Annotated in this window: 20 protein-coding genes; 11 read left to right on the plus strand and 9 right to left on the minus strand. The window is 67.8% G+C overall.

Annotated elements, in window-relative coordinates:
• Positions 1–227: 227 nt before the first annotated feature.
• On the minus strand, positions 228–1,448 hold the full coding sequence (locus ACWDU1_RS12730) for a cytochrome P450 (RefSeq protein WP_449998151.1): 1,221 nt from the start codon (positions 1,446–1,448) through the stop codon (positions 228–230).
• A gap of 173 nt (positions 1,449–1,621) precedes the next feature.
• Between ACWDU1_RS12730 and ACWDU1_RS12735 the strand changes: the two genes are divergently transcribed.
• The 4 genes from ACWDU1_RS12735 to ACWDU1_RS12750 all read left to right on the plus strand — a co-directional run bounded on the left by ACWDU1_RS12735 (position 1,622) and on the right by ACWDU1_RS12750 (position 4,736).
• Positions 1,622–2,164, plus strand: a complete 543-nt coding sequence (locus ACWDU1_RS12735; RefSeq protein WP_449998153.1) for a TetR/AcrR family transcriptional regulator — start codon at positions 1,622–1,624, stop codon at positions 2,162–2,164.
• Positions 2,165–2,202: 38 nt separating this feature from the next.
• On the plus strand, positions 2,203–2,658 hold the full coding sequence (locus ACWDU1_RS12740) for a MarR family winged helix-turn-helix transcriptional regulator (protein WP_449998155.1): 456 nt from the start codon (positions 2,203–2,205) through the stop codon (positions 2,656–2,658).
• A complete protein-coding gene (locus ACWDU1_RS12745) occupies positions 2,655–3,893 on the plus strand; it encodes an MFS transporter (protein ID WP_449998157.1) in 1,239 nt (412 codons plus the stop codon). Before ACWDU1_RS12740 ends, ACWDU1_RS12745 begins: the two co-directional genes overlap by 4 nt.
• 90 nt (positions 3,894–3,983) lie before the next feature.
• Positions 3,984–4,736: a DUF427 domain-containing protein gene (locus ACWDU1_RS12750; RefSeq protein ID WP_449998159.1), complete on the plus strand. Its 753-nt coding sequence runs from the start codon at positions 3,984–3,986 to the stop codon at positions 4,734–4,736.
• A 50-nt stretch (positions 4,737–4,786) separates the two neighbouring features.
• On the opposite strand, the gene ACWDU1_RS12755 is transcribed toward ACWDU1_RS12750, so the two are convergent.
• Positions 4,787–5,665, minus strand: coding sequence for a hypothetical protein (locus ACWDU1_RS12755; protein ID WP_449998160.1), 879 nt, complete (start codon positions 5,663–5,665; stop codon positions 4,787–4,789).
• 126 nt (positions 5,666–5,791) lie between these two features.
• On the opposite strand from ACWDU1_RS12755, the gene ACWDU1_RS12760 reads away from it, so the two are divergent.
• Positions 5,792–6,532 (plus strand): globin domain-containing protein, encoded by a 741-nt coding sequence (locus tag ACWDU1_RS12760; RefSeq protein ID WP_449998161.1) that lies wholly within the window; start codon positions 5,792–5,794, stop codon positions 6,530–6,532.
• An 88-nt stretch (positions 6,533–6,620) separates the two neighbouring features.
• Here ACWDU1_RS12760 and ACWDU1_RS12765 read toward each other — a convergent pair whose 3' ends face one another.
• Genes ACWDU1_RS12765 through ACWDU1_RS12780 form a run of 4 tightly spaced genes read right to left on the minus strand, consistent with a single transcriptional unit; the run spans position 6,621 to position 10,117 of the window.
• The gene (locus ACWDU1_RS12765) at positions 6,621–7,703 is read right to left on the minus strand and encodes an NAD(P)H-dependent flavin oxidoreductase (RefSeq protein WP_449998163.1); all 1,083 of its coding nucleotides are present in this window, start codon (positions 7,701–7,703) and stop codon (positions 6,621–6,623) included.
• Positions 7,700–8,458, minus strand: a complete 759-nt coding sequence (locus tag ACWDU1_RS12770) for a CoA-transferase subunit beta (RefSeq protein ID WP_449998164.1) — start codon at positions 8,456–8,458, stop codon at positions 7,700–7,702. Before ACWDU1_RS12770 ends, ACWDU1_RS12765 begins: the two co-directional genes overlap by 4 nt.
• Positions 8,455–9,336, minus strand: coding sequence for a CoA transferase subunit A (locus ACWDU1_RS12775; RefSeq protein WP_449998182.1), 882 nt, complete (start codon positions 9,334–9,336; stop codon positions 8,455–8,457). The genes ACWDU1_RS12770 and ACWDU1_RS12775 overlap by 4 nt, the downstream gene beginning before the upstream one ends.
• A gap of 16 nt (positions 9,337–9,352) precedes the next feature.
• Positions 9,353–10,117 (minus strand): enoyl-CoA hydratase family protein, encoded by a 765-nt coding sequence (locus tag ACWDU1_RS12780; RefSeq protein WP_449998165.1) that lies wholly within the window; start codon positions 10,115–10,117, stop codon positions 9,353–9,355.
• Positions 10,118–10,182: 65 nt separating this feature from the next.
• On the opposite strand from ACWDU1_RS12780, the gene ACWDU1_RS12785 reads away from it, so the two are divergent.
• The 5 genes from ACWDU1_RS12785 (at position 10,183) to ACWDU1_RS12805 (ending at position 15,139) form a co-directional block, all read left to right on the plus strand.
• The gene (locus ACWDU1_RS12785; RefSeq protein ID WP_449998167.1) at positions 10,183–10,986 is read left to right on the plus strand and encodes an SDR family oxidoreductase; all 804 of its coding nucleotides are present in this window, start codon (positions 10,183–10,185) and stop codon (positions 10,984–10,986) included.
• A gap of 94 nt (positions 10,987–11,080) precedes the next feature.
• Positions 11,081–11,992, plus strand: a complete 912-nt coding sequence (locus ACWDU1_RS12790) for an SDR family oxidoreductase (protein WP_449998169.1) — start codon at positions 11,081–11,083, stop codon at positions 11,990–11,992.
• A gap of 380 nt (positions 11,993–12,372) precedes the next feature.
• A complete protein-coding gene (locus ACWDU1_RS12795; protein WP_449998171.1) occupies positions 12,373–13,608 on the plus strand; it encodes a hypothetical protein in 1,236 nt (411 codons plus the stop codon).
• Positions 13,608–14,120, plus strand: coding sequence for an ImmA/IrrE family metallo-endopeptidase (locus ACWDU1_RS12800; protein WP_449998173.1), 513 nt, complete (start codon positions 13,608–13,610; stop codon positions 14,118–14,120). The genes ACWDU1_RS12795 and ACWDU1_RS12800 overlap by 1 nt, the downstream gene beginning before the upstream one ends.
• Positions 14,117–15,139, plus strand: coding sequence for a hypothetical protein (locus ACWDU1_RS12805; protein WP_449998175.1), 1,023 nt, complete (start codon positions 14,117–14,119; stop codon positions 15,137–15,139). Before ACWDU1_RS12800 ends, ACWDU1_RS12805 begins: the two co-directional genes overlap by 4 nt.
• 236 nt (positions 15,140–15,375) lie before the next feature.
• On the opposite strand, the gene ACWDU1_RS12810 is transcribed toward ACWDU1_RS12805, so the two are convergent.
• Both ACWDU1_RS12810 and ACWDU1_RS12815 read right to left on the minus strand, forming a co-directional pair.
• Positions 15,376–15,792: a helix-turn-helix domain-containing protein gene (locus ACWDU1_RS12810; RefSeq protein WP_011207048.1), complete on the minus strand. Its 417-nt coding sequence runs from the start codon at positions 15,790–15,792 to the stop codon at positions 15,376–15,378.
• A gap of 436 nt (positions 15,793–16,228) precedes the next feature.
• On the minus strand, positions 16,229–17,392 hold the full coding sequence (locus ACWDU1_RS12815; protein WP_449998177.1) for a steroid 3-ketoacyl-CoA thiolase: 1,164 nt from the start codon (positions 17,390–17,392) through the stop codon (positions 16,229–16,231).
• Positions 17,393–17,493: 101 nt separating this feature from the next.
• Here ACWDU1_RS12815 and ACWDU1_RS12820 point away from each other — a divergent pair, with 101 nt between their 5' ends.
• On the plus strand, positions 17,494–18,801 hold the full coding sequence (locus tag ACWDU1_RS12820; RefSeq protein ID WP_449998179.1) for a cytochrome P450: 1,308 nt from the start codon (positions 17,494–17,496) through the stop codon (positions 18,799–18,801).
• Between the two features lie 349 nt (positions 18,802–19,150).
• On the opposite strand, the gene ACWDU1_RS12825 is transcribed toward ACWDU1_RS12820, so the two are convergent.
• Positions 19,151–19,567, minus strand: a complete 417-nt coding sequence (locus ACWDU1_RS12825) for a nuclear transport factor 2 family protein (RefSeq protein WP_449998180.1) — start codon at positions 19,565–19,567, stop codon at positions 19,151–19,153.
• Positions 19,568–19,770: the final 203 nt, after the last annotated feature.

The following is a 19,770-nucleotide window of genomic DNA, read 5'->3' on the forward strand; positions in this document are numbered from 1 at the left end:
GCCCTCGAAGCGCACGTGGCGAAGCCACAAGTCTCGAGGGCCGACAGCAGACGCGGGCCGAACCCTTGTCGGATTCGCCGAACTCGTTGCTGCGCGGTGCTTCCCGGGCGTGCTGATGGTTCGTTGCGGGACCTACGGTTACCGGCTTCGGAGGCCGACGCGGCCCGGGGCGGTGAGCACCGGGTGTGGGCACGTACCTACACCCGGGGCACGCGGGGGTTCGCGGTTTAGCCGACCCGGACCGGGACGTTTGCCCAGCCGGCCACGTTGGTGACCGTCGCGCGGCGCAAACCTTCGCGGTCGAGGGTGAATTCGGGCATTACGTCCAGGAGTGCGTCGAGGGCGATCCGTCCTTCCAGGCGGGCCAGGGCGGCGCCGAGGCAGCTGTGGATGCCGTAGCCGAAACCGAGGTTGTGGCCGGAATGTGGGCGGTCGATATCGAATCGGCCGGCGTCGGGGAAGGCATCCTCGTCGCGGGTGGCCGAGGCGAGCAGCATCAGCACGTGGCTGCCCCGCGGGATGGTTCGGTCGTGTAGCTCGACATCGCGCAGGGTGTAGCGCAGGTCGTACTGGACGGGGCCGTCGTAGCGCAGCACCTCTTCGAACGCGCCGGGGATTCTGGAGCGGTCGGCGCGCAGGGCCGCCCACTGGTCGGGGTGATCGGCGAACAGCACGGTCGCGATACCGATCAGCTTGGCCACGGTTTCGGCGCCCGCGCCGCCGAGCAGGGAGATGAACCCTGCGATTTCGAGGTCGCTGAGTTTGGTGCTGACCCCGTCGCCGCGATCCACCTCGGCTTCGATGAGGCGGGAGATCATATCGTCGCGTGGGTGTGCCCGGCGTTCCATGATGAGCTGGAAGTAATACCGCCCGGCCTGCTGCATCGCTTCTTTCGCCTCGGGCCGCATCCCGGTCTGCCCGGGACTGCGTTCGAGGGGGAGCGCGTGCAGTTCGCGCAACCACGCCCGGTCCTTCGCCGGGACGCCGAGCATGGAGCTGATCACCTCGATCGGGAAGTGATTGGAGAAATCGGCCACCACATCGAAGTCGCCCGCCGGGATCTGCCGGACGAAGGTTTCGACGGTGTCCCGGACCATCGGTTCCAGCGCGGCGATCGCGCGCGGTGTGAACACCTTGCGTACCAGGTTGCGCATCCTGGTGTGATCCGGCGGGTCCATCATGATGATCATCGGGATATCGGGTTTGGCGTGCTCGGGGTCGAGGACCATATCGAGGGTGATGCCCTCGGCCGAGGAGAAGGTTTCGAAGTTCTTCATCCCGGGGGCCACGTCCGCGTAGCGGGACAGGGCCCATAGGCCGTAGCGGGGGTTGAAGTAGGCCGGCGCTTCCGCGCGTAGGCGCCGGTAGATTTCGTGCGGATCGCGAAAGAATTCGTCGGAGAACGGGTCGAAGTCGATCTCGTCGCCCTGGACGCAGGTGTCCGTCATCGGACTCACCTCGATACTGCTGGAGCTGGATGGGGTGTGCCACATCGAGCTGTCCGTACCATTCCATGGCAGAGTGCGAATCTGCGTCTCCACCAGCTGAAAAGGGCTGCCGGACCGACCGGGCGGCACTGAATAGAGTGTTACACAACTTACAAAAAGTGTAAAGGATGTAAATGCCACCGGAAGCGAACTCGAACGGGTCCACCCGCACGCGCATCCTGCGCGCGACCTTCGAGGTGCTGAGCCGGCACGGCCACAGCAAGCTCAATCTGTCCGATGTCGCGGCCGAGGCGAAGGTGTCGCGGCCGACGCTGTACCGGTTCTTCTCCTCGAAAGAGGAACTGCTCACCGCCTTCGGCCGTTACGAGCAGCAGAACACCCAGGACGCCTTCGCGGCGGCGACCGAAGGGCTGACCGGTGCGGCCCGGCTCGACGCCGCGCTGCGCTACATGGTCGACCATCAGGAGTCCTATTCGCTGGGACGGCTGGTCGATGTGGAACCCGACCATGTCCTGGGAGAGCTGGCCCGGGTGATGCCCGATATGCGCGCACTCATCCGGCCGATGATCGAGGGTGCGGACGCCGAGATCGTGGCGGCGGCGATCGTGCGGCTCGCGGCCTGCCACTACGTGGTCCGGGGTGACGACCGGTCCACCTTCCTCGCGCAACTCCGCCATGTGGCGGGTATCCCAGCGGACGGGCCTGGAAATAGATAGTTAGCCTATGTAATAATATTGGAGTGCAGCCGGACGCGATGACCCGAACAGGCGACATCGTCGTCGACCTGCTGGTCACCGCGGGCCGGCTCACCCGATCGGCGGGCGCCTCCAGCCCCGACGACCTTCCGCGCGCCACAGTGCGCGCCCTGGCCGTTCTCGAAGAGCACGGTTCGCTGCGTGTCAGCGAATTCGCCCGTCTCGACCGGACCTCACAACCCACGGCGACAGCGCTGATCGCCCGGCTGGTCGGACAGGGATACGCATCCAGACGCCGGGATCCGCACGATTCGCGGGCCGTCGTCGTCGAACTCACCCCGGCCGGGCAGGCCCGGCTCGCCGCTTCCCGGGCGGCCATGCGCGATGCGCTGACCGGCCCGCTTCCGGGTTTCGATGCCGAAAGGCTGGCCGGTATGGCCGCCGACCTGCGCGAATTGCTGGCGGCCATCCGGGAATCGGCCGGGGACCAACCGCAACCGAGGAAACACCGATGAGCATCACGACCAGGACGGCCGAACCGACCAGCACATCGACCGGGCAGCCGAAAGCGGTCTGGGCCGTTGCCTTCGCCAGCGTTATCGCGTTCATGGGCATCGGCCTGGTCGACCCGATCCTCAAACCCATCGGTGAACAGCTGAACGCCTCGCCTGCACAGGTATCGCTGCTGTTCACCAGCTATATGCTCGTCACCGGTGTCGCCATGCTGGTCACCGGTGTCGTCTCCAGCCGGTTCGGCGCGAAGAAGACCTTGCTGACCGGCCTGGCATTGATCATCGTCTTCGCGGCTCTGGCGGGTTGTTCGGGCACGGTCGGGCAGATCGTCGGATTCCGCGCCGGCTGGGGCCTGGGCAACGCCCTGTTCATCGCGACCGCGCTGGCCACCATCGTCGGCGCCGCCAGCGGCGGGGTCGCCCGCGCCATCATCCTCTACGAGGCGGCGCTCGGGATCGGTATCGCCACCGGACCGCTGTTGGGTGGCGTGCTCGGCGGAATCAGCTGGCGGGGCCCGTTCTTCGGCGTCTCGGTCCTGATGGCCGTCGCGTTCATCGCGATCGTCGTCTTGCTGCCCGAAGGGCCGAAGGCCGCCCGGCCGACCTCATTGGCTGCCCCGTTCAAGGCGTTGCGCCATCGTGGCCTGCTGACCGTGAGCATCACCGCGCTGCTGTACAACTTCGGCTTCTTCACCCTGCTCGCCTACACTCCCTTCCCCCTGGATATGGGCACCTACGCGATCGGGTTCATCTTCTGCGGCTGGGGCATCCTGCTGGCCGTCGCCTCGGTGTTCTTCGCCCCGAAACTGCAGCACCGCTTCGGCACCCTGCCGATGATCGCGGTGGCGGTCGGGCTGTTCGCCGCCGATCTCGCCATTATGGCGATGTTCGCCGAGCACAAGCCGGTGCTGATCGCCGGTGTGATCCTGGCCGGTCTGTTCCTCGGCGTGAACAACACCCTCATCACCGAGGCCGTGATGATCTCCGCCCCGGTGGAACGTTCGACCGCCTCGGCGGCCTACAGCTTCGTCCGGTTCTCCGGGGGCGCCCTCGCGCCCTGGCTGGCCGGCAAACTCGGCGAGCACAGCATCTCGCTCCCGTTCTGGGTGGGTGCGGCCTGCACCGCCGCCGGCGTCCTGGTGCTGCTGGCCGGACGTAGCGCGCTCGCCCATATAGACGACCACGACCCGGCCCCGCACAGTGTCGAGGAGGCGCAGGCCGTCACGGTCGGAGACTGACCTTCACAAGAGGTCGCGCGCGGGTCCCGCCAACAGGCGGGGCCCGCTCTTTTCCGGTAAGCGGTCGTCGCCGGGCGTAGCGTCGTAACCATGACCGAAGCGCAGCGAGACGAGGTCCGGGTCGAGACGAGCCCGAAGCGGGTGCGGGTCTACCTGGGCGGACGGCTGGTCGCCGACACCCTCCGGCCCGCCCTGGTGTGGGAGAACCCCTACTACCCGTCCTACTACATCCCGGTTGCCGATCTGCGCGCGAAGCTGGAACCGACCGGCGCCACCCGGACCTCGGGCCGCCTCGGCGAAGGAACCGGCTACGACGTCGTGGTGGACGGCGTCACCGCGCCCGGTGCGGCCCTGCGCTACCCGCGGTCGCCGGTCTCGCGGGTGCGGGAGCTGGTCCGGCTCGACTGGAACGCCATGGACGAATGGTTCGAGGAAGACGAGCCGGTCTACGTCCACCCCCGCAGCCCGTACTCCCGCGTCGATATCCTCGCGAGCTCCCGGCATATCAGGGTGGAGATCGACGGCGTAACGGTGGCGGATTCGCATACACCGCGGATCCTGTTCGAAACCGGCCTCCCCGCCCGCTACTACCTCCCGCTCACCGATATCCGCATGGACCTGCTGACCCCGTCGGACTCCCACACCAGCTGCCCGTACAAGGGCAACGCCGACTACTGGAACATCCGGATCGGGGACACCGAGTACCCGGACCTGGTGTGGATCTATCGGACTCCCACGCCGGAGAGTCAGAAGGTAGCGGGGCTGGCGTGCTTCTACAACGAAAAGGTCGATATCTACCTCGACGGCGAGCTACAGGAACGACCGAAGACCCCGTTCGGGTGAGGTGACCGGGGCTGCGGCCCATCGCGCCGGCCGGAGCCCCGCGGGGCCGGTCAATCGAGCAATTCGTCGGCCTGGTTGATCTCCAAGGCCCGCCGCAGCCATTTCTGCAGTTGGTCCAGGTCTTCGCAGGAGGTGATCGCGTCCCGAACCCGGTCCGGGACGTCGATTCCACGAGCGTCGAGGACGGTCAGAATCGACGCGGCCTCGCCCTCCGCTCGACCCTCGGCTCGACCTTCGGCGATGTACCTGCGGGCGAAGTCGCTGGTGAAGTTGTAGTCACGCAGACCAGTGGACATGAATGCCTCCCAAGCAGGACGAACAGCGCGCGGCAGCATCGTCAGGATGAAGTCATGGTATCTCAGAGCGGGGTCTTCCCCGAGGGTTCGAAGTCCCGTGGCCAGCGCCTGCCAGATCTGGGTGTGGTCGGGATGTTGCGGGTGGGCTACTGCGGACAGCACGGCGAGCTCGGGCAGCTCGGTCGCCAGGCCCGGATCCGTGACCACCGGGACCGATGAAGGGTCCAAAACCAATGGGGTCAATGTGGTGGATGGGCTGCCGTACCCGAAATCCAGTGGCTGGGCCGCCCACTTCGCAGTGCGGGGGTCCGGGCACACGATCAGCAGTAGCACCGGACATCTCATTCGCGCTCGCAATGACGCTGTGTATACCGGCCAGGACCACAGCTTGTCGGGGTCGCGGCGTAGCTGAATCTCCACCACAACGGCCAGTACCGATTCACCGCTGCGCTCGAATACGAGGACCGCATCGGCGTAGTACTCGGTAGGCGCCACAACCGCGGCCCTCTCGGACCGGGGCTTGACGGTCTCGTAGTCGGGTAGTTCGCAGCCGAGCGCGGATAGGAGGGGAGCGACCAGACCCGGTCTCTCCGTGAACATGTCGATCACCACTTCATGCGGAGTCGAGGGCATGATCGCAACGTAATGCGCGGTACCGACAGCGATCTCGCGGCAGTCCCGGGCCGACGAGCCGGAAGGCGGTCATCATCACAGGCAACGCCCTTGGACACGCGGGTCCGGAGGTGATCGAATTCTTCGATGATCACCGAGTACATCCGGTACCGCATCACCGATCCGGCCGCTTTCGAGGACGCCTATCGGCGGGCCGCCGTATCTCTTCAGTCCTCGCCCTATTGCCGGACCTATGACCTGGACCGGTGCGTCGACGAGCCCGAGGTCTACATCCTCCGGCTGACCTGGACGTCGGCGAGCGATCACCTGGACAAGTTCCGTAGGAGTGCCGAGTTCCGGGCCTTCTTCGCCGAGATCGAGCATTACATCACCGATATCGAGGAGATGCGGCACTACGAGCCGGTCGCACTGGTGCCCTCGCTGTACGAATGGGCGGGCGGTGCGGCGGCATTCGAGAAGCTCTTCACGACCTTCTACGAGCGGGTCCCCGAGGATCCGGTCCTGGCACCGGTGTTCGACGGTATGGACCCCGACCACGCGAAACATGTAGCCGCCTGGCTCGGTGAGGTATTCGGTGGGCCGGCGGTGTACTCGGAATCCCACGGCGGCCATCAACATATGATCACGCGGCACCGGGACCGGGGGTTGACCGAGGAGCAGCGACGACGCTGGATGACGCTGCTGCTCGATACCGCCGACAAGGTCGGGTTGCCCGCCGATGCCGAGTTCCGGTCGGCGTTCGTGGGATACCTGGAATGGGGAACCCGGATGGCACTGCTGTTCTCGGGACCGGACGCTCCGGAGGGCGACAGCGAACCCACACCCACCTGGGGCTGGGGCGAGGTTCGTCCCTGGCCCCGGGGCTGAGAGCGCCCCGGACGCACTACTCCCCGGAAGCGGCACCGAGTGATTCGGTTCCGACTTCCGGGGAGCGGGGGTTGTTCGACGAGCTACGTCAGTTGGCCGCTTCCGCGCTCCGGGGGAGTTCGGCGATACTGCCGATCCGCGCGACCGCGTCGGCGACGATCCGGTCGATCAACTCCTGGCAGGTCGGCAGATCCTCCAGGATGCCGCTCACCTGCCCCGCCGCGAGCACTCCGGCTTCGGTATTGCCCTCCACCAGACCGGCTTTGAGCAGCATGGGGGTATTGGCCGCCATGATGACCTGCGACCAGGTGAGGTCCTTGGCCTTCCGCATGGCCAGCCCGTCCTTGACCAGCGTGGACCATTTCATTCCGGTCATACTCTTGAACCGGGCCGCGTTGCCCACGGCGGCGGTGAGCCCGCGGATACGTCCCGAGTTCTCGAGCTTCTGCACGAGTTCGGTGTTGAGAACCCGGTGCGGCATACCGTCGACCTTGGTGGAGACCACGGTCTGTCCGAGCGGGCGGCGCAGGTACTCCTGTTTCACCGAATCGGGCACGCTGCTCTCCTGGGTGAGCAGGAAGCGGGTACCCATCGCGACGCCCGCGGCGCCGTAGGCGAGGGCGGCGGCAAGGCCGCGGCCGTCGTAGAACCCGCCCGCCGCGATCACCGGGATATCCACCGCGTCCAGGACCGACGGCAACAGCAGGGTGGTGGCCACCGGGCCGGTGTGCCCGCCGCCCTCACCGCCCTGGACGACCACCGCGTCGGCGCCCCACGAGGCGACCTTCACCGCGTGCTTGGCCGCGCCGATCGACGGGACCACCACCACGCCCGCGTCTTTCAGCTTGGCGATGAGGTCCTGCTTCGGCGCCAGGGCGAAGGAGGCGACCTTCACGTTCTCGCGGATCAGCAGATCGATCCGCGCACCGGCGTCGGAGGCATCCGCGCGGATGTTCACGCCGAACGGTTTATCGGTCTGCGCCTTGGTTTTGGCGATCGCCGTTTCCAGCTCGTCGTAGGTCATGGTGGCCGAGGCCAGAATGCCGAGACCGCCGGCGTTGGAGGTCGCCGAGACCAGGCTCGGGCCCGCGACCCAGCCCATTCCCGTCTGCACGACGGGATGCTCGATGCCGACCAGTTCGGTCAGCGGGGTCCGCAGCCGGGCAGTCACTGCGGGACCTCCTTCTCGCGGATCTTCTTGGGATCCAGGACTTCGCGGATGATCCGCAGTTCCTCGTCGGTGGGCACGCGGGTCGCTCCGGCGGTACCCAGGTCGGCGATCTCGAACGAGGTGTTCTCGGCGACCTCGTCGGCGGTGACACCCGGGTGCAGGCTCAGCGCCCGCATCGTGTGGTCCGGACCGCCGAAATCGAAAACACCCAGGTTGGTGACCACGCGGTGGATATTGTGGAACCGGAAGGCGGGGTTGTCGGAATCGACCTTGTCGTAGCCGATTCCGGCCACGATATCCACCTGCTCGCTGAACACCCGTTTGCCATGCCGCGCGACCCAGTAGCTGGTCGGGTGGTTGATGGTGTTACCGGGCGCCCCCCGGACACCGAACATCTGCCGGGTCGGCCGCTGGAGCGGGCCGAACGCGGAGAGGTTCTGGTTGCCGAAGCGGTCGATCTGGTTGGCGCCCATCACCACATGACGGCGGCCCGAGGCCAGCACGTCGAAGACGCGGCGGAAAGGAATCCAGCCCTCCACGGGCGCCTTACCGCCGATCGGCGGGGTTTCGGCCAGGAAGAACGCCTCACCGTCGGAGAGCAGCAGGTCGGGTTCGAAGGTGAGTTTCGCCAGCCGCGCCCCGAGCTGAGCCATCGGGGTCATGGGGCTGGCGAAGATCTCGCCGGCGTCGCGGAAGATCTCGGCGCAGGCGACCGCGCACACCTCGGCGCGGGTGATGGTTTCGGTGCTGGTCACCGCTGCTCCTCCTTGAATCGCGCGACGGCGGCCTGGTAGTCGGCTTCGGAGCCGCTGAGGTAGGTGTCGACGAAGGTCTGCCAGGTCTCCGGCGATCCGGCCGCCTCGACGTAGTGGCGCTGGAATTTCTCGTCCCGGCCGTAGCTCTCGCCGCCGAGGGTGAAATGTGCCCCGCTGGGGGCCTCGGCCACCGCGTCGACCATCATGCGGTTGAGAATCAGGGACTGCGGGGGAACCGTTTTCACCAGCTCCTCGGTCTCGACGATCCGCTCCACCGACAGGTAGCGCTTCTCGGCCGCCAGGCAGAAGAGGTCGTCCATATAAGGGTCCACACCCTGGTAGGCGGCATTGCCGTGGGCGTCGCCGATGTTCAGGTGCACCAGGGCGGCGTCGAGATTCAGCGCGGGCATGGCGATCAGGGTTTCGGCCCGGCCGTCCGGGCCCGGATACGGCGAGGTGACGGTGGTCAGTTCACCGTCCCAGAAGTTCGGGACGTCGGAGCCGAGGCCGGCGCGGATCGGCAGGAACGGCAGCCGCGCGGCGGCCGCCTCGAGGCCGCATTTGAGCATGCCCTCGTCCATCTCGCGGGCCACGATCTGCCCGGAGGTGCGGGCCTTGGCGAACCAGGGATCGTAGAACGGCGCCGAATCCAGGGATACGAAGCCGTAGTAGGCCTTGCGGACCTTGCCCGCCGAGAGCAGCAGGCCGAGATCGGGGCCGCCGTAGGTGACCACGGTGAGGTCGGTGACATCGGACCGCAGCAGCGCGCGGACCAGAGCCATCGGCTTACGCCGCGACCCCCAGCCGCCGATGCCGATGGTCATTCCGCTGCGCAGTTCGCCGACGATCTCGTCCAGCGATTTCCGCTTGTCTCGCATGGTTTTCCGTTCCATGTCAGTTCTTGTCCTTCTGCGCCGCCAGATCGGCGTCGAATCGTTCGCGGATCTCGTCGGAGGCCCCCGACAGGTTCAGTTCGAAGGTGAAACCCTGCTCGAACCGGTAGCTGCGGTGCACGTCCTGCACGTCGATACCGTTGAGGGCGCGTTTGGCGGCACGGATCACCCGCCCGTCCTTGGCGGCGATATCCTTCGCGACTTCGAGCGCGGCGGCGTCCAGTTCCGCACGCGGTACGACCTTCAGCACCGACCCGTAGTGGTGCAGCTGCTGGGCGGTGGCGGTGCTCGCGGTGAAGAACAGCGCCCGCATCAGATGCTGGGGGACCAGGCGCGCCAGGTGGGTGGCGGCGCCGAGCGCGCCGCGGTCGACCTCGGGCAGGCCGAAGGTCGCGTCGTCGGAGGCGAGGATGATGTCGGAGTTGCCGACCAGCCCGATACCGCCGCCCAGGCAGAAGCCCTGGACCGCCGTGATCACCGGAACCTGGCAGTCGTAGACCGCGCCGAACGCCTCGAAGCATCCGTGGTTGGCGTCGATCAACGCCTGGTGGCCGGGTTTGCGCTGGATTTCCTTGATATCGACGCCCGCGTTGAACCCGCGGCCCTCCGCGCGCAACACCACCACACGGGTTTCCGGGTCGCGCCCCGCGGCCCGGATCTCGTCGGCGAGGGCGAACCAGCCGTCCGAGGGTATGGCGTTGACCGGCGGATAGTCGACCGTGACCACGGCGATACCGGCGGATTCCGTATGGCGCTTGATCCCCATCGCGTATCCCATCTCGCATCTCGAGCATCTTGGCTAAGCAAGCAATTGCTTGGTAGGTTAACACGGTGGCACTCGAAATCGACCTGTCCGATCGCGTCGTTCTGGTAACCGGCGGAGTCCGCGGGGTCGGCGCCGGGATCAGCCGGGTCCTGCTGGCCGCCGGCGCGACGGTGGTGGCCTGCGCCCGCCGTCCCGGCGATCAACCCGTGGAGGTGGACGGCCGCGGAATCGACTTCCTGCCCTGCGATGTGCGCGACGCCGACGCGGTGCAGGCGATGATCGCCGAAATCGTCGCCCGGCACGGCCGGCTCGACCACGCCGTCAACAACGCCGGCGGGGCGCCCTACGCGCTGGCCGCCGACGCCAGCCCGCGTTTCCACACCAAGATCATCGAACTGAATCTGCTCTCCGCCCTGCATGTGGCGCAGGCGGCGCACGCGGTGATCAGCCGCCAGGAGTCCGGCGGATCGATCGTCAATATCTCCAGTCTCAGCGGCCACCGGCCCTCGCCCGGGACGGCCGCCTACGGTGCGGCCAAGGCCGGGGTCGACGCCCTCACCGTCTCGCTCGCCGCCGAGTGGGCGCCCCGGGTCCGGATCAACTCATTGGTGGTGGGCGCGGTGGAAACCGAACTCAGTGCCCTGCACTACGGCGACGAGGAGGGGGTGGCGGCCGTCGGGCAGACCATCCCGATGGGCCGGCTCGCCCGTCCCGAGGATGTCGGCAACGGGGTGGCCTTCCTGCTCTCCCCGCTCGCCGCCTATATCAGTGGTGCGACGCTGCAGATCCACGGCGGTGGGGAGCCCCCGGCGTTCCTCTCGGTCGCGACCGCCGGGCATTCGGAGCCCACCGGCTCACCGGCGACCTGACGGACCCGCCCCGCCGGTGCCTCGCCGCCGTCCGCGCGGCGACCGGCCCGGTTCGACCATCACCCAGATACCGACATCGACGATAGGAACGCATATGGCAACCGAGGGCATCTGCGCCGGACGGACCGTGATCATCACCGGCGCGGGCCGGGGCATCGGCCGGGCGCACGCGCTGGCCTTCGCCGCCGAGGGGGCGAAGGTCGTGGTCAACGATATCGGCACCAGCCTCAGCGGTGAATCGACCGCGGAAACCCCCGCCGAACAGGTAGTCGCCGAGATCCGCGCCGCGGGCGGGGAAGCGGTCGCCAACGGTGACGATGTGGCGAGCTGGGAGGGCGCCCAGAACCTGGTCCAGCAGGCCGTGGATGCCTTCGGCGGTCTGGACGTACTGGTCAACAACGCCGGTTTCGTGCGCGACCGGATGCTGGTGAACCTCGGTGAGGACGAATGGGACGCGGTGGTCCGCGTGCACCTCAAGGGGCATTTCGCCACCATGCGGCACGCGGCCGCCTATTGGCGGGCCGAATCGAAGGCCGGTCGTCCCGTCGACGCCCGGATCATCAACACCAGTTCCGGCGCCGGGCTGCAGGGCAGTGTCGGGCAGGGCAACTACGGCGCCGCGAAGGCGGGTATCGCGGGCTTGACCCTCACCGCCTCCGCCGAGTTCGCGCGCTACGGCGTCACCGTGAACGCGATCGCTCCGTCGGCTCGCACCCGGATGACCGAAACGGTGTTCGCCGACATGATGGCGAAGCCGGAGGACGGCTTCGACGCCATGGCGCCGGAGAACATCTCACCCATCGTGGTGTGGCTGGGTAGTTCCGAATCGGCCGGGATCACCGGCCGCATGTTCGAGGTCGAGGGCGGGCGGCTGGCGCTGGCCGAGGGCTGGCGCCACGGTGTCCCGGTCGACCGCGGCACCCGCTGGCAGCCGGCCGAGCTCGGCACGGTGGTCGCGGAGCTGATCGCCAAGGGCGCGACCCCGGAACCCGTCTACGGCGCCTGACCCGAGCCAACCGGGTCGCCCGCGACCGGCCCGGTGCCCGCGGTCGCCGAGGCCGGCGACCGGGTGCGGAACAGCCGTGCCGGGAGCGCGGACCGGCGGCGGACGCGGATCCGTGCGGCCGGTCAGCTATCCGGCCCGCAATCTGGTCACTGTGACCTACAACACTATGGATCGGCGTCTTCGCACGCAGGCCCACACCCCGAACTGCGGTGGACCGGTATCGCTTTCACCGGTCCGCCGCTTCGTCATGCACCGGTCGCGAGCCTGGTTTACCATGAGCAACCGTTCGTTCGTTCTGCCCGGAAGCCGTCATCACCGGGGGAATCCGCAATACCGATCGAGGGGATGGCTGGCGCATGGCCGTGGGTCGCATCAGGCGATTGCTCGCAGTGGCCGGGGCGGCGGGTTGTCTGGGACTGGCCGGCGGGACGGGATACGCCCATGCCGATCCGGGACGCGATCCGATCCTGGAGCAGGGACCCAGCGGTAGCGCGGGCGGGGCGGTCCCGGCGCCACCCGAACCGCCGGAAGGCGCAGGCTCGCTGACCATCCCGGATCACGGCGAACAGGCCGATTCCGCCGGCGGTGCGGGCACCGGCAGCGGCGGCCCGGCCCCGGGCGCCGTCGAGAACGAGACGAGTGGCTCCGACGGCGGCGATATCGCGCAGTGGCAGCCTCTCGGCATCCCGGGCCGGGTGGCCGGGGAACCCGTGCCGAGCGGTTCCGGAGACTCCTCGATACCGGCTGCGCCGGAACCTTCCCCCGCGCCGGTCGCCGGCCCGGCGGGCGCGGCCGGACTGGCGGGCACCGCCCTGGGGACGATCCTCGCCACCGGCTCGGCGGCGGTGGGTTCCGCCGCATTCGCACCGCTGGGACTCACCGGTTCCGCCGCCGCCGGTACGGGATCGGCCCTGGCCGGAACGGGTTCCGCCGGGCTGGGCACCGGGTCGGCGGCGGTCGGCTCGGCCGGTCTCGGCGTCGGTGTCACCGGTTCCGCGGCCCTCGGTACCGGCTCGGCTGTGCTGGGGACCGGTTCGGCCGCGCTGGGCTCCGCGGGAGCCGGGGTGCTCGGTACCGGTTCGGCCGCCGTGGGGTCGGCCGGCGCCGGGGTACTGGGTACCGGTTCCGCCGCGGTGGGTTCGGCCGCGCTCGGTTCGGCAGCGACGGGGTCGGCGGCGGCCGGCTCGGCAGCCACCGGTTCCGCGGCAGTGGGGTCGGCCGCGGTCGGTTCGGCGGCCCCGCTACTGCTCCTTCTCCTGCCGTTGCCTCCGGTCCCGGCGCCGCCGGCCGGTCCGCCGCTCGCACTACCGGCGCCCGGGGGTGGCAGCGGCGCCGCTGCCGCGGTGGGCGCCGGTCTCGCCGCGGCCCCGCCGCCCGCAGCGCCCGGTGCGGCGCCCGGCGGCGCACCCGCACTGGCCGCGCCGCCGAATCACACCGTGCGGCCGACGAACATGGAGGATCTGCTGCCCGAACCGAAGGTCCTCTCGGTGATCGGCGGCCTGGTCGCGCTCACCATCGCCGGCGCGGGTTCGGCCGTGATGAGCTATCAGAGCGCGGCGCAGGCGCAGGCGCGGGTAGATGCCGCGCGGGCCGAATTCTTCGGAACGGGTTCGTGATGACGCAGAGCAGGACTCAGACCGCTCGCGCCTATCGCCGGGTGGCCGCCGCCGTCGACGCGGTATGCGCGGTCGCCGCCGACGCCGACGCCACCACTCTCGAACAGGTGGTGCACGCGGTAGCCGCCGAACGCGGCCGTCCGATCGAGATCGCCGACGCCGACCTCGGGCCCGGGGTGTGCGGCCAGCGGCGTTACTACCCGGCCAAGGACATCATCGTGCTGGCCAGCGCGCTGCCGAGCCGCGACCATACGCTCGCCCACGAACTCGGGCATATCGTCTTCGACCACGAGGGCGCCCCCGCCACCGAGGTGACCCTCGAGGTGAGCGATGAGTTGATCGCCTACATGTTGAGCCAGCGCGCTCATCAGACCGCACTCGAGGACGGCGAGGACGATCAGGCCGAATGGGAGGCCGAAACCTTCGCCGCGATGCTGATGACCCGCCTGCGCGTATTCAACAGCCGGGGCGCGGGCGTCTCGGTCCTTCGATTCGATGAGGCTCTGGGATGACGTTCTGGTTGACCGCCCTGCTGGTGTGGATCGCCGCGGGCGCGCGCGTGGGCCGGGTACTGGTGAAACCGGCGACCACCGCCCGGGTCGCCATTGTGATCGCCGTCGCCGCGGTGGCGCTGGCGTGCACGGCCGCCATACCCGATGTCGGGCTGGCGATCGATAATCTGCTGCCCGCGGGCCTGCCGCCGGGGCTGCTGTCCGAGGGTGTGGTGGTCGGTGCCTGGCTGCTGTTCGTCACCGCCACCTCGGTGGTCGCCTCGGCCGCGTGGCCGGTGGTCTCGCGCCGGAACCTCCGCCAGATCGCCTGGGGCATCTACGGAGCCGGCGCCCTGGCGGTGGTCGCCACACTCGCCTGGACCTATACGGCGGGGTGGGCGGTCATCGTGGCCGCCGGGGTGTTCGTCGTGGTCACCGGGCTGCGGAATCTGAGCTGGACCGCGCTCGGGCGGGGTATCGCGGTCTACATCACCGGTACGGCGACGGTGGTCGTGCTGGCCGCGGCGCAGATTCGGCGCGGCCTGACCGGTGCGGCGGGAGCCGAAGCGGGACAGGCCGGCTGGGCGTGGCCGGTCTGGCAGGTGGCGGCACTGTTGATCGCGTTCGGTGCGGTGTGGATCGTGGTGGAGATGTGGATGCGGGCGCGTCTGCTGTTGCGCCGGGTCCGGGTGCTGCATCGGGTGCTGGTGAAACGGTTCCCGGAGGTCGTGCAGGAGGAAACCGGGACCGCGACACAGCTCAAGGCCTCGGACCGGGTCGCGCAGATCATGGACGCGCTCTACCTGCAGTCCGGGGGTGGGGTCGAGATCGCCACTGCCGGTGAACCTCCGGCGTCGGTCTCCGCGCGCGCCGGACGGGTGGCGCGGTGGGCCCGCAATCCGCTGGGCCCGGCCATGGTCGACGCGCGCTGGATAGCGCCGCCCGAGGGGATGAGTCCGCGCGGCTGGGTGCAGGCGATCGCGCGGGCCTTCGATGCCGAGCCGGAGCCCGCGAACCCCGTAGAGGTATCGATTCGCTAGTTGCCGGGGGTGTGCGGTATGTCCGTTACGTCACTGTGATTGCGCTCCGGGTCGGTGCGGAAATCATGCCAAGTGGTCGGTACGGAATCGTCTCGACCGTAGAAGTTCAGGTCCGGGGATACATCGGCCGGACGAATTCGTACCGCCGCTCCGGACGTAGAGAACGATACGGTTATCCCCACACGACAACGCGGTGCGACCCTGCTCGGATCGCACCGCGTCGACGACTTCCGGTCCTATTCGGTCCCGTCCGGAGGAATTTCGGGGAGACCTTCGCTCGCACGCAGTTTCTCCGCCATTGAGGTGAGGAGGTTCTGCGACTCCTCGGAGAGGTCGAACGCCCGGCTGGACAGCCGGCGAAGACCGTAACCCTGTAGCTGCGAGAGGAGCTCGAGATCGTGATCGATCTTCGCGGCGTAGATGTCGTTGAAGAAGTAGTCGGGCTTGACCTTGAAGAACTTCGCCAGAGCCGCCACCGTCTCGTCGGAGGGATTCGTACGCTGCCCGGACCGTAACTGCGAGAGATACGGTTTGGAGATCGGATGACCGGATGCCGTCAGAGCGGCCGCTACCTCTGCATTGGTGTGCGGCTTGCGCCCCGGGGGATGCACGGTTTCGAACAGCTTGTTCAGCCGCGCCGCGAAATCAGCCATTGTGAGCCGCCCAATTCCCTTCACTGTACTAACAGTCGTTATCTCGGATACCTATCATTGATATTAGCGGCTCAGTAACTGAAAACCTACGCCTGATTCGGGATTTCCTTGAAGCTTCTAGGCGCGTATCCGGAGAAGTGGACCGTGGTCTCGCGTTTGCGGGTTGCCCGCACGGATGTTGCGGACTACAGATACCACCAGGTAGCCGCCCGTCGCGGGGGTCTTCCCGGAAGTCTCTCGAGTAGCCTCCGGGTAGCTGTTACCCCTCTCAACGGGACTTCTACGCCTTTTGTGGCGTACGACACGTCGGGCGGAAAGTGGGGGATGAACGTTCAACCTACGGTGGGAATTTGCGGCGCGGCCGGGGCTCGCGTGTACTTACACTACGGGCCCCGGCCCGATCACCCGTGCCGTATCGGGTAATTCGTCGGCGGGACTACAGCCGTTCGATGATGGTTCCTGTCGCCAGTGCGCCACCGGCGCACATGAGAACCATTGCGATGCTCCGGTCGGAACGCTCCAGTTCGTGCAATGCGGTAGTGATCAGCCGTGAACCCGTCGAGCCCACTGGATGACCCAGCGCGATCGCGCCGCCGTTCACATTCACCCGGTCGAAATCCGGTTGATGGACCTGGGCCCAGGACAGCGCGACCGAGGCGAATGCCTCGTTGATTTCGAACAACTCGATATCGTTGATGCTCATCCCGGACCGCTCCAGCAACCGGCCGCAGGCCTGCACCGGTCCGTCCAGGTGGAATTCGGGCTCCGCGCCGACCAGGCACTGGGTGATCACCCGGGCCCGCGGGCGCAAACCTTCACGCTCGGCGGCCTTCTCGTCCATCAGCAGCACCGCCGCCGCGCCGTCGGAGATCTGCGAGGAGGTGCCGGCGGTATGAATCCCGCCCTCCAGCACCGGCTTCAGCTTCGCCAGACTCTCCGCGCTGGTCTCGCGCAGGCCTTGGTCGCGGCTGACCTCCTGCTTCTCGCCGGTCGGATTGCCCTCCTTGTCGACCACGGGCGCGGTGATCGTCAGCACCTCGCGGTCGAAACGCCCTTCGGACCAGGCCTGGGCGGCCAGCCGCTGGGACCGCACGCCGAGGGTGTCCACATCCTTGCGGGTGATACCGCGCCGCTTGGCGATTCGCTCGGCCGCCTCGAACTGGTTGGGCATATCGATATCCCAGCCCGCGGGCCGGCGTGGCCCGGCCGCCTCGCCCACATTGGCGCCCAGCGGAACCTGGCTCATGGCCTCCACACCGCATGCCACCCCGATATCGATGGCGCCGGTGGCGATGAGGCCGGCGACGAGATGGTTGGCCTGCTGGGCCGAACCGCACTGGGCGTCGATGGTGGTGGCGCCCACCTGCCACGGCAGGCCCGCGGCCAGCCAGGCCGTGCGGGTGATGTTGTTCGATTGGGCGCCCGCCTGGGTGACGCAGCCGCCGATGATCTGTTCGACCTTCGCGGGATCGAGGTGCGCGCGGTCGAGCAGGCCGCGCTGGGCGAGGCCCAGGATCTCGGCGGCGTGCAGCCCGGACAACCATCCGTTGCGTTTGCCGATGGGGGTGCGAGCTGCCTCGACGATAACGGGTGTGCCCATGGTGAACCTTTCGTTTCGGACATAAAACTGTAACGTGTTCCGCGTATAGAACAGGCCTGGATCAGTCCGGTTTCTTTCCTCGTTCTCATGCCTGTGCTTCAATGATTGTAGAACGTGTTTCAGTTTGTCGAAGGAGACATCTGGTGGTCGATACGCGCAATGCCCGGCCGAACCTGCCGGACGGGTTCGACGTCACGGACCCGGACATGTACGTGCAGCGGATTCCGGTCGAGGAGTTCGCGGAACTCCGGCGCAGCGCCCCGATCTGGTGGCAGGAGAAGTCCCCGGAGGTCGGCGGGTTCAAGGACGACGGGTTCTGGGTCGTCAGCAAGCACGCCGATGTCAAGGAGGTCTCGCGGCGCAGTGATGTGTTCTCGACCTACGAGAACACCGCGCTGCCGCGATTCAACGACGATATCGAGCGCGAGCAGATCGACCTGCAGCGTTTCATCCTGCTGAACATGGATCCGCCGGAGCACACCCGGATGCGCAAGATCATCTCGCGCGGGTTCACCCCGCGGGCGATCAATTCGCTGCGGGAGGAGCTGTCGAAGCGGACCGAGGCCATCGTCAAGGCCGCGGCCGAGACCGGCTCCGGCGATTTCGTCACCCAGATCGCCTGCGAACTGCCCCTGCAGGCGATCGCCGAGCTGATCGGCGTGCCGCAGGAAGACCGGATGAAGGTTTTCACCTGGTCCAACGAGATGACCGGGTACGACGATCCGGAAATCGATGTGGACCCGGTCCAGGCCTCCACCGAACTGCTCGGCTACGCCTACGCCATGGCCGAGGCCCGCAAGGCGTGTCCGGCCGACGATATCGTCACCACCCTGGTCGAAGCCGATATCGACGGCGAATCGCTCAAGTCCGAGGAGTTCGGCTTCTTCGTGATGCTGCTGGCTGTCGCGGGTAACGAGACCACCCGCAACGCCATCACCCACGGCATGATCGCCTTCCTGGAGAACCCGGACCAGTGGGAGCTCTACAAGAAGGAACGCCCCAAGACCGCGGCCGACGAGATCATCCGCTGGGCCAGCCCGATCACCACCTTCCAGCGCACCGCGCTCGAGGACACCGAACTGGGCGGGGTCGAGATCAAGAAGGGCCAGCGGGTCCTGATGCTCTACCGGTCGGCGAACTTCGACGAGGACGTCTTCGAGAACCCGGAGAAGTTCGACATCATGCGCGAGGACAACCAGCACGTGGCCTTCGGCGGGACCGGCGCGCACTACTGCATCGGCGCCAACCTGGCCAAGCTGGAGATCGACCTGATCTTCAACGCGATCGCCGACCATATGCCCGATATCAGCAAGCTGGGCGACCCCAAACGCCTGCGTTCGGGCTGGCTCAACGGCATCAAGGAATTCGAGGTCGACTACAAGACCTGCCCCGTGAGTGGCAAGAAGTAGCTGTATCTATGGCGGTAATTTCGGCGTCGCCTCCGGCGCCGCGGGGTTGAGGCCCCCTGGGCATCGCACTTCCGCCCTCGAGACTCGTGCCTTCGGCACATGCGCTTCGAGGACGGAAGCGCGACGCGGGCCTCAACCCTTGTGGGTGTGTCGCGTCGTTGTGGCGGCGGCGTGGGCACCGGATCGGCCCCCGCGCCCGGTCGGGCTTCCTGCCCGATGAGGTTGCGCGGGGGCCGATACCTTTTCGTCTCCTCGAACGAACAGGCCCCGCACCTACCGAGGGTGCGGGGCCTGTTCGTCGTGCGGCCGAGTGACCGAGCGGGCCGTGAGGGGCGGCCCGCCCGGTCACTCAGCTGATCTTGGTGGCGGTCGCCATCGCGCGGTCCACTTCCCAGAACGCGCGCAGCGCCAGGATCTTGCCGGCGTCGTCCACCTTGTAGGTGAAAACGCCTTCGGCGTCGATGCGGTGACCGCCGATGATGCTCCGGATCGTGCCGGTGAAGGCGATTTCGGCGCCGCAGGCGAAGGAATCACCGAACAGGAACTCGATCGATTCGGTGCCGGCGATGGCCTTGTCCCAGAACGCGGCGATGGCCTCCGGCCCGCGATGGCCCTTGCCCTCGGGGTCGAAACCGGAGGGCCCGATCGGGTCTTCCACGATGCCGTCGGCGGCGAACAGTGCGAGCCAGGCGTCCTTGTCTCGGGCCCGGACCGCGGCCTGGGAGGCCAAACCCGCCGCCCGGGCGGGATGTTCGTCGCTGCTCATCGGATGTCCTCTCGACAGACCTGTCGCCGCCGGTGTGGACGGCGGCGACAGGGGGATCAGTTGATCGGGTTCTGGATGTTCTCCTCGGCGAATTTGCGCAGCGCGTCCTTCTTCGCCTCGATTTCGCCGTCGAATCCGATACCGGCGGCCAGCCAGGGGATCACGATGGCGTCGGTGACACCGGCGTCGTGATCACAGCGGGC

It is taken from the genome of Nocardia sp. NPDC003345, assembly GCF_053589395.1.

Bases quoted from the DNA above. Each gene is read 5' to 3' on its own strand.
- ACWDU1_RS12790 (WP_449998169.1), top strand. From the start codon at position 11,081: ATGGCAACCGAGGGCATCTGCGCCGGACGGACCGTGATCATCACCGGC.
- ACWDU1_RS12750 (WP_449998159.1), top strand. From the start codon at position 3,984: ATGACCGAAGCGCAGCGAGACGAGGTCCGGGTCGAGACGAGCCCGAAG.
- ACWDU1_RS12825 (WP_449998180.1), bottom strand. From the start codon at position 19,567: ATGAGCAGCGACGAACATCCCGCCCGGGCGGCGGGTTTGGCCTCCCAG.
- ACWDU1_RS12805 (WP_449998175.1), top strand. From the start codon at position 14,117: ATGACGTTCTGGTTGACCGCCCTGCTGGTGTGGATCGCCGCGGGCGCG.
- ACWDU1_RS12815 (WP_449998177.1), bottom strand. From the start codon at position 17,392: ATGGGCACACCCGTTATCGTCGAGGCAGCTCGCACCCCCATCGGCAAA.
- ACWDU1_RS12780 (WP_449998165.1), bottom strand. From the start codon at position 10,117: ATGGGGATCAAGCGCCATACGGAATCCGCCGGTATCGCCGTGGTCACG.
- ACWDU1_RS12740 (WP_449998155.1), top strand. From the start codon at position 2,203: ATGACCCGAACAGGCGACATCGTCGTCGACCTGCTGGTCACCGCGGGC.
- ACWDU1_RS12800 (WP_449998173.1), top strand. From the start codon at position 13,608: ATGACGCAGAGCAGGACTCAGACCGCTCGCGCCTATCGCCGGGTGGCC.
- ACWDU1_RS12760 (WP_449998161.1), top strand. From the start codon at position 5,792: ATGATCACCGAGTACATCCGGTACCGCATCACCGATCCGGCCGCTTTC.
- ACWDU1_RS12775 (WP_449998182.1), bottom strand. From the start codon at position 9,336: ATGCGAGACAAGCGGAAATCGCTGGACGAGATCGTCGGCGAACTGCGC.
- ACWDU1_RS12730 (WP_449998151.1), bottom strand. From the start codon at position 1,448: ATGACGGACACCTGCGTCCAGGGCGACGAGATCGACTTCGACCCGTTC.
- ACWDU1_RS12745 (WP_449998157.1), top strand. From the start codon at position 2,655: ATGAGCATCACGACCAGGACGGCCGAACCGACCAGCACATCGACCGGG.
- ACWDU1_RS12755 (WP_449998160.1), bottom strand. From the start codon at position 5,665: ATGCCCTCGACTCCGCATGAAGTGGTGATCGACATGTTCACGGAGAGA.
- ACWDU1_RS12820 (WP_449998179.1), top strand. From the start codon at position 17,494: ATGATTGTAGAACGTGTTTCAGTTTGTCGAAGGAGACATCTGGTGGTC.
- ACWDU1_RS12810 (WP_011207048.1), bottom strand. From the start codon at position 15,792: ATGGCTGATTTCGCGGCGCGGCTGAACAAGCTGTTCGAAACCGTGCAT.
- ACWDU1_RS12735 (WP_449998153.1), top strand. From the start codon at position 1,622: ATGCCACCGGAAGCGAACTCGAACGGGTCCACCCGCACGCGCATCCTG.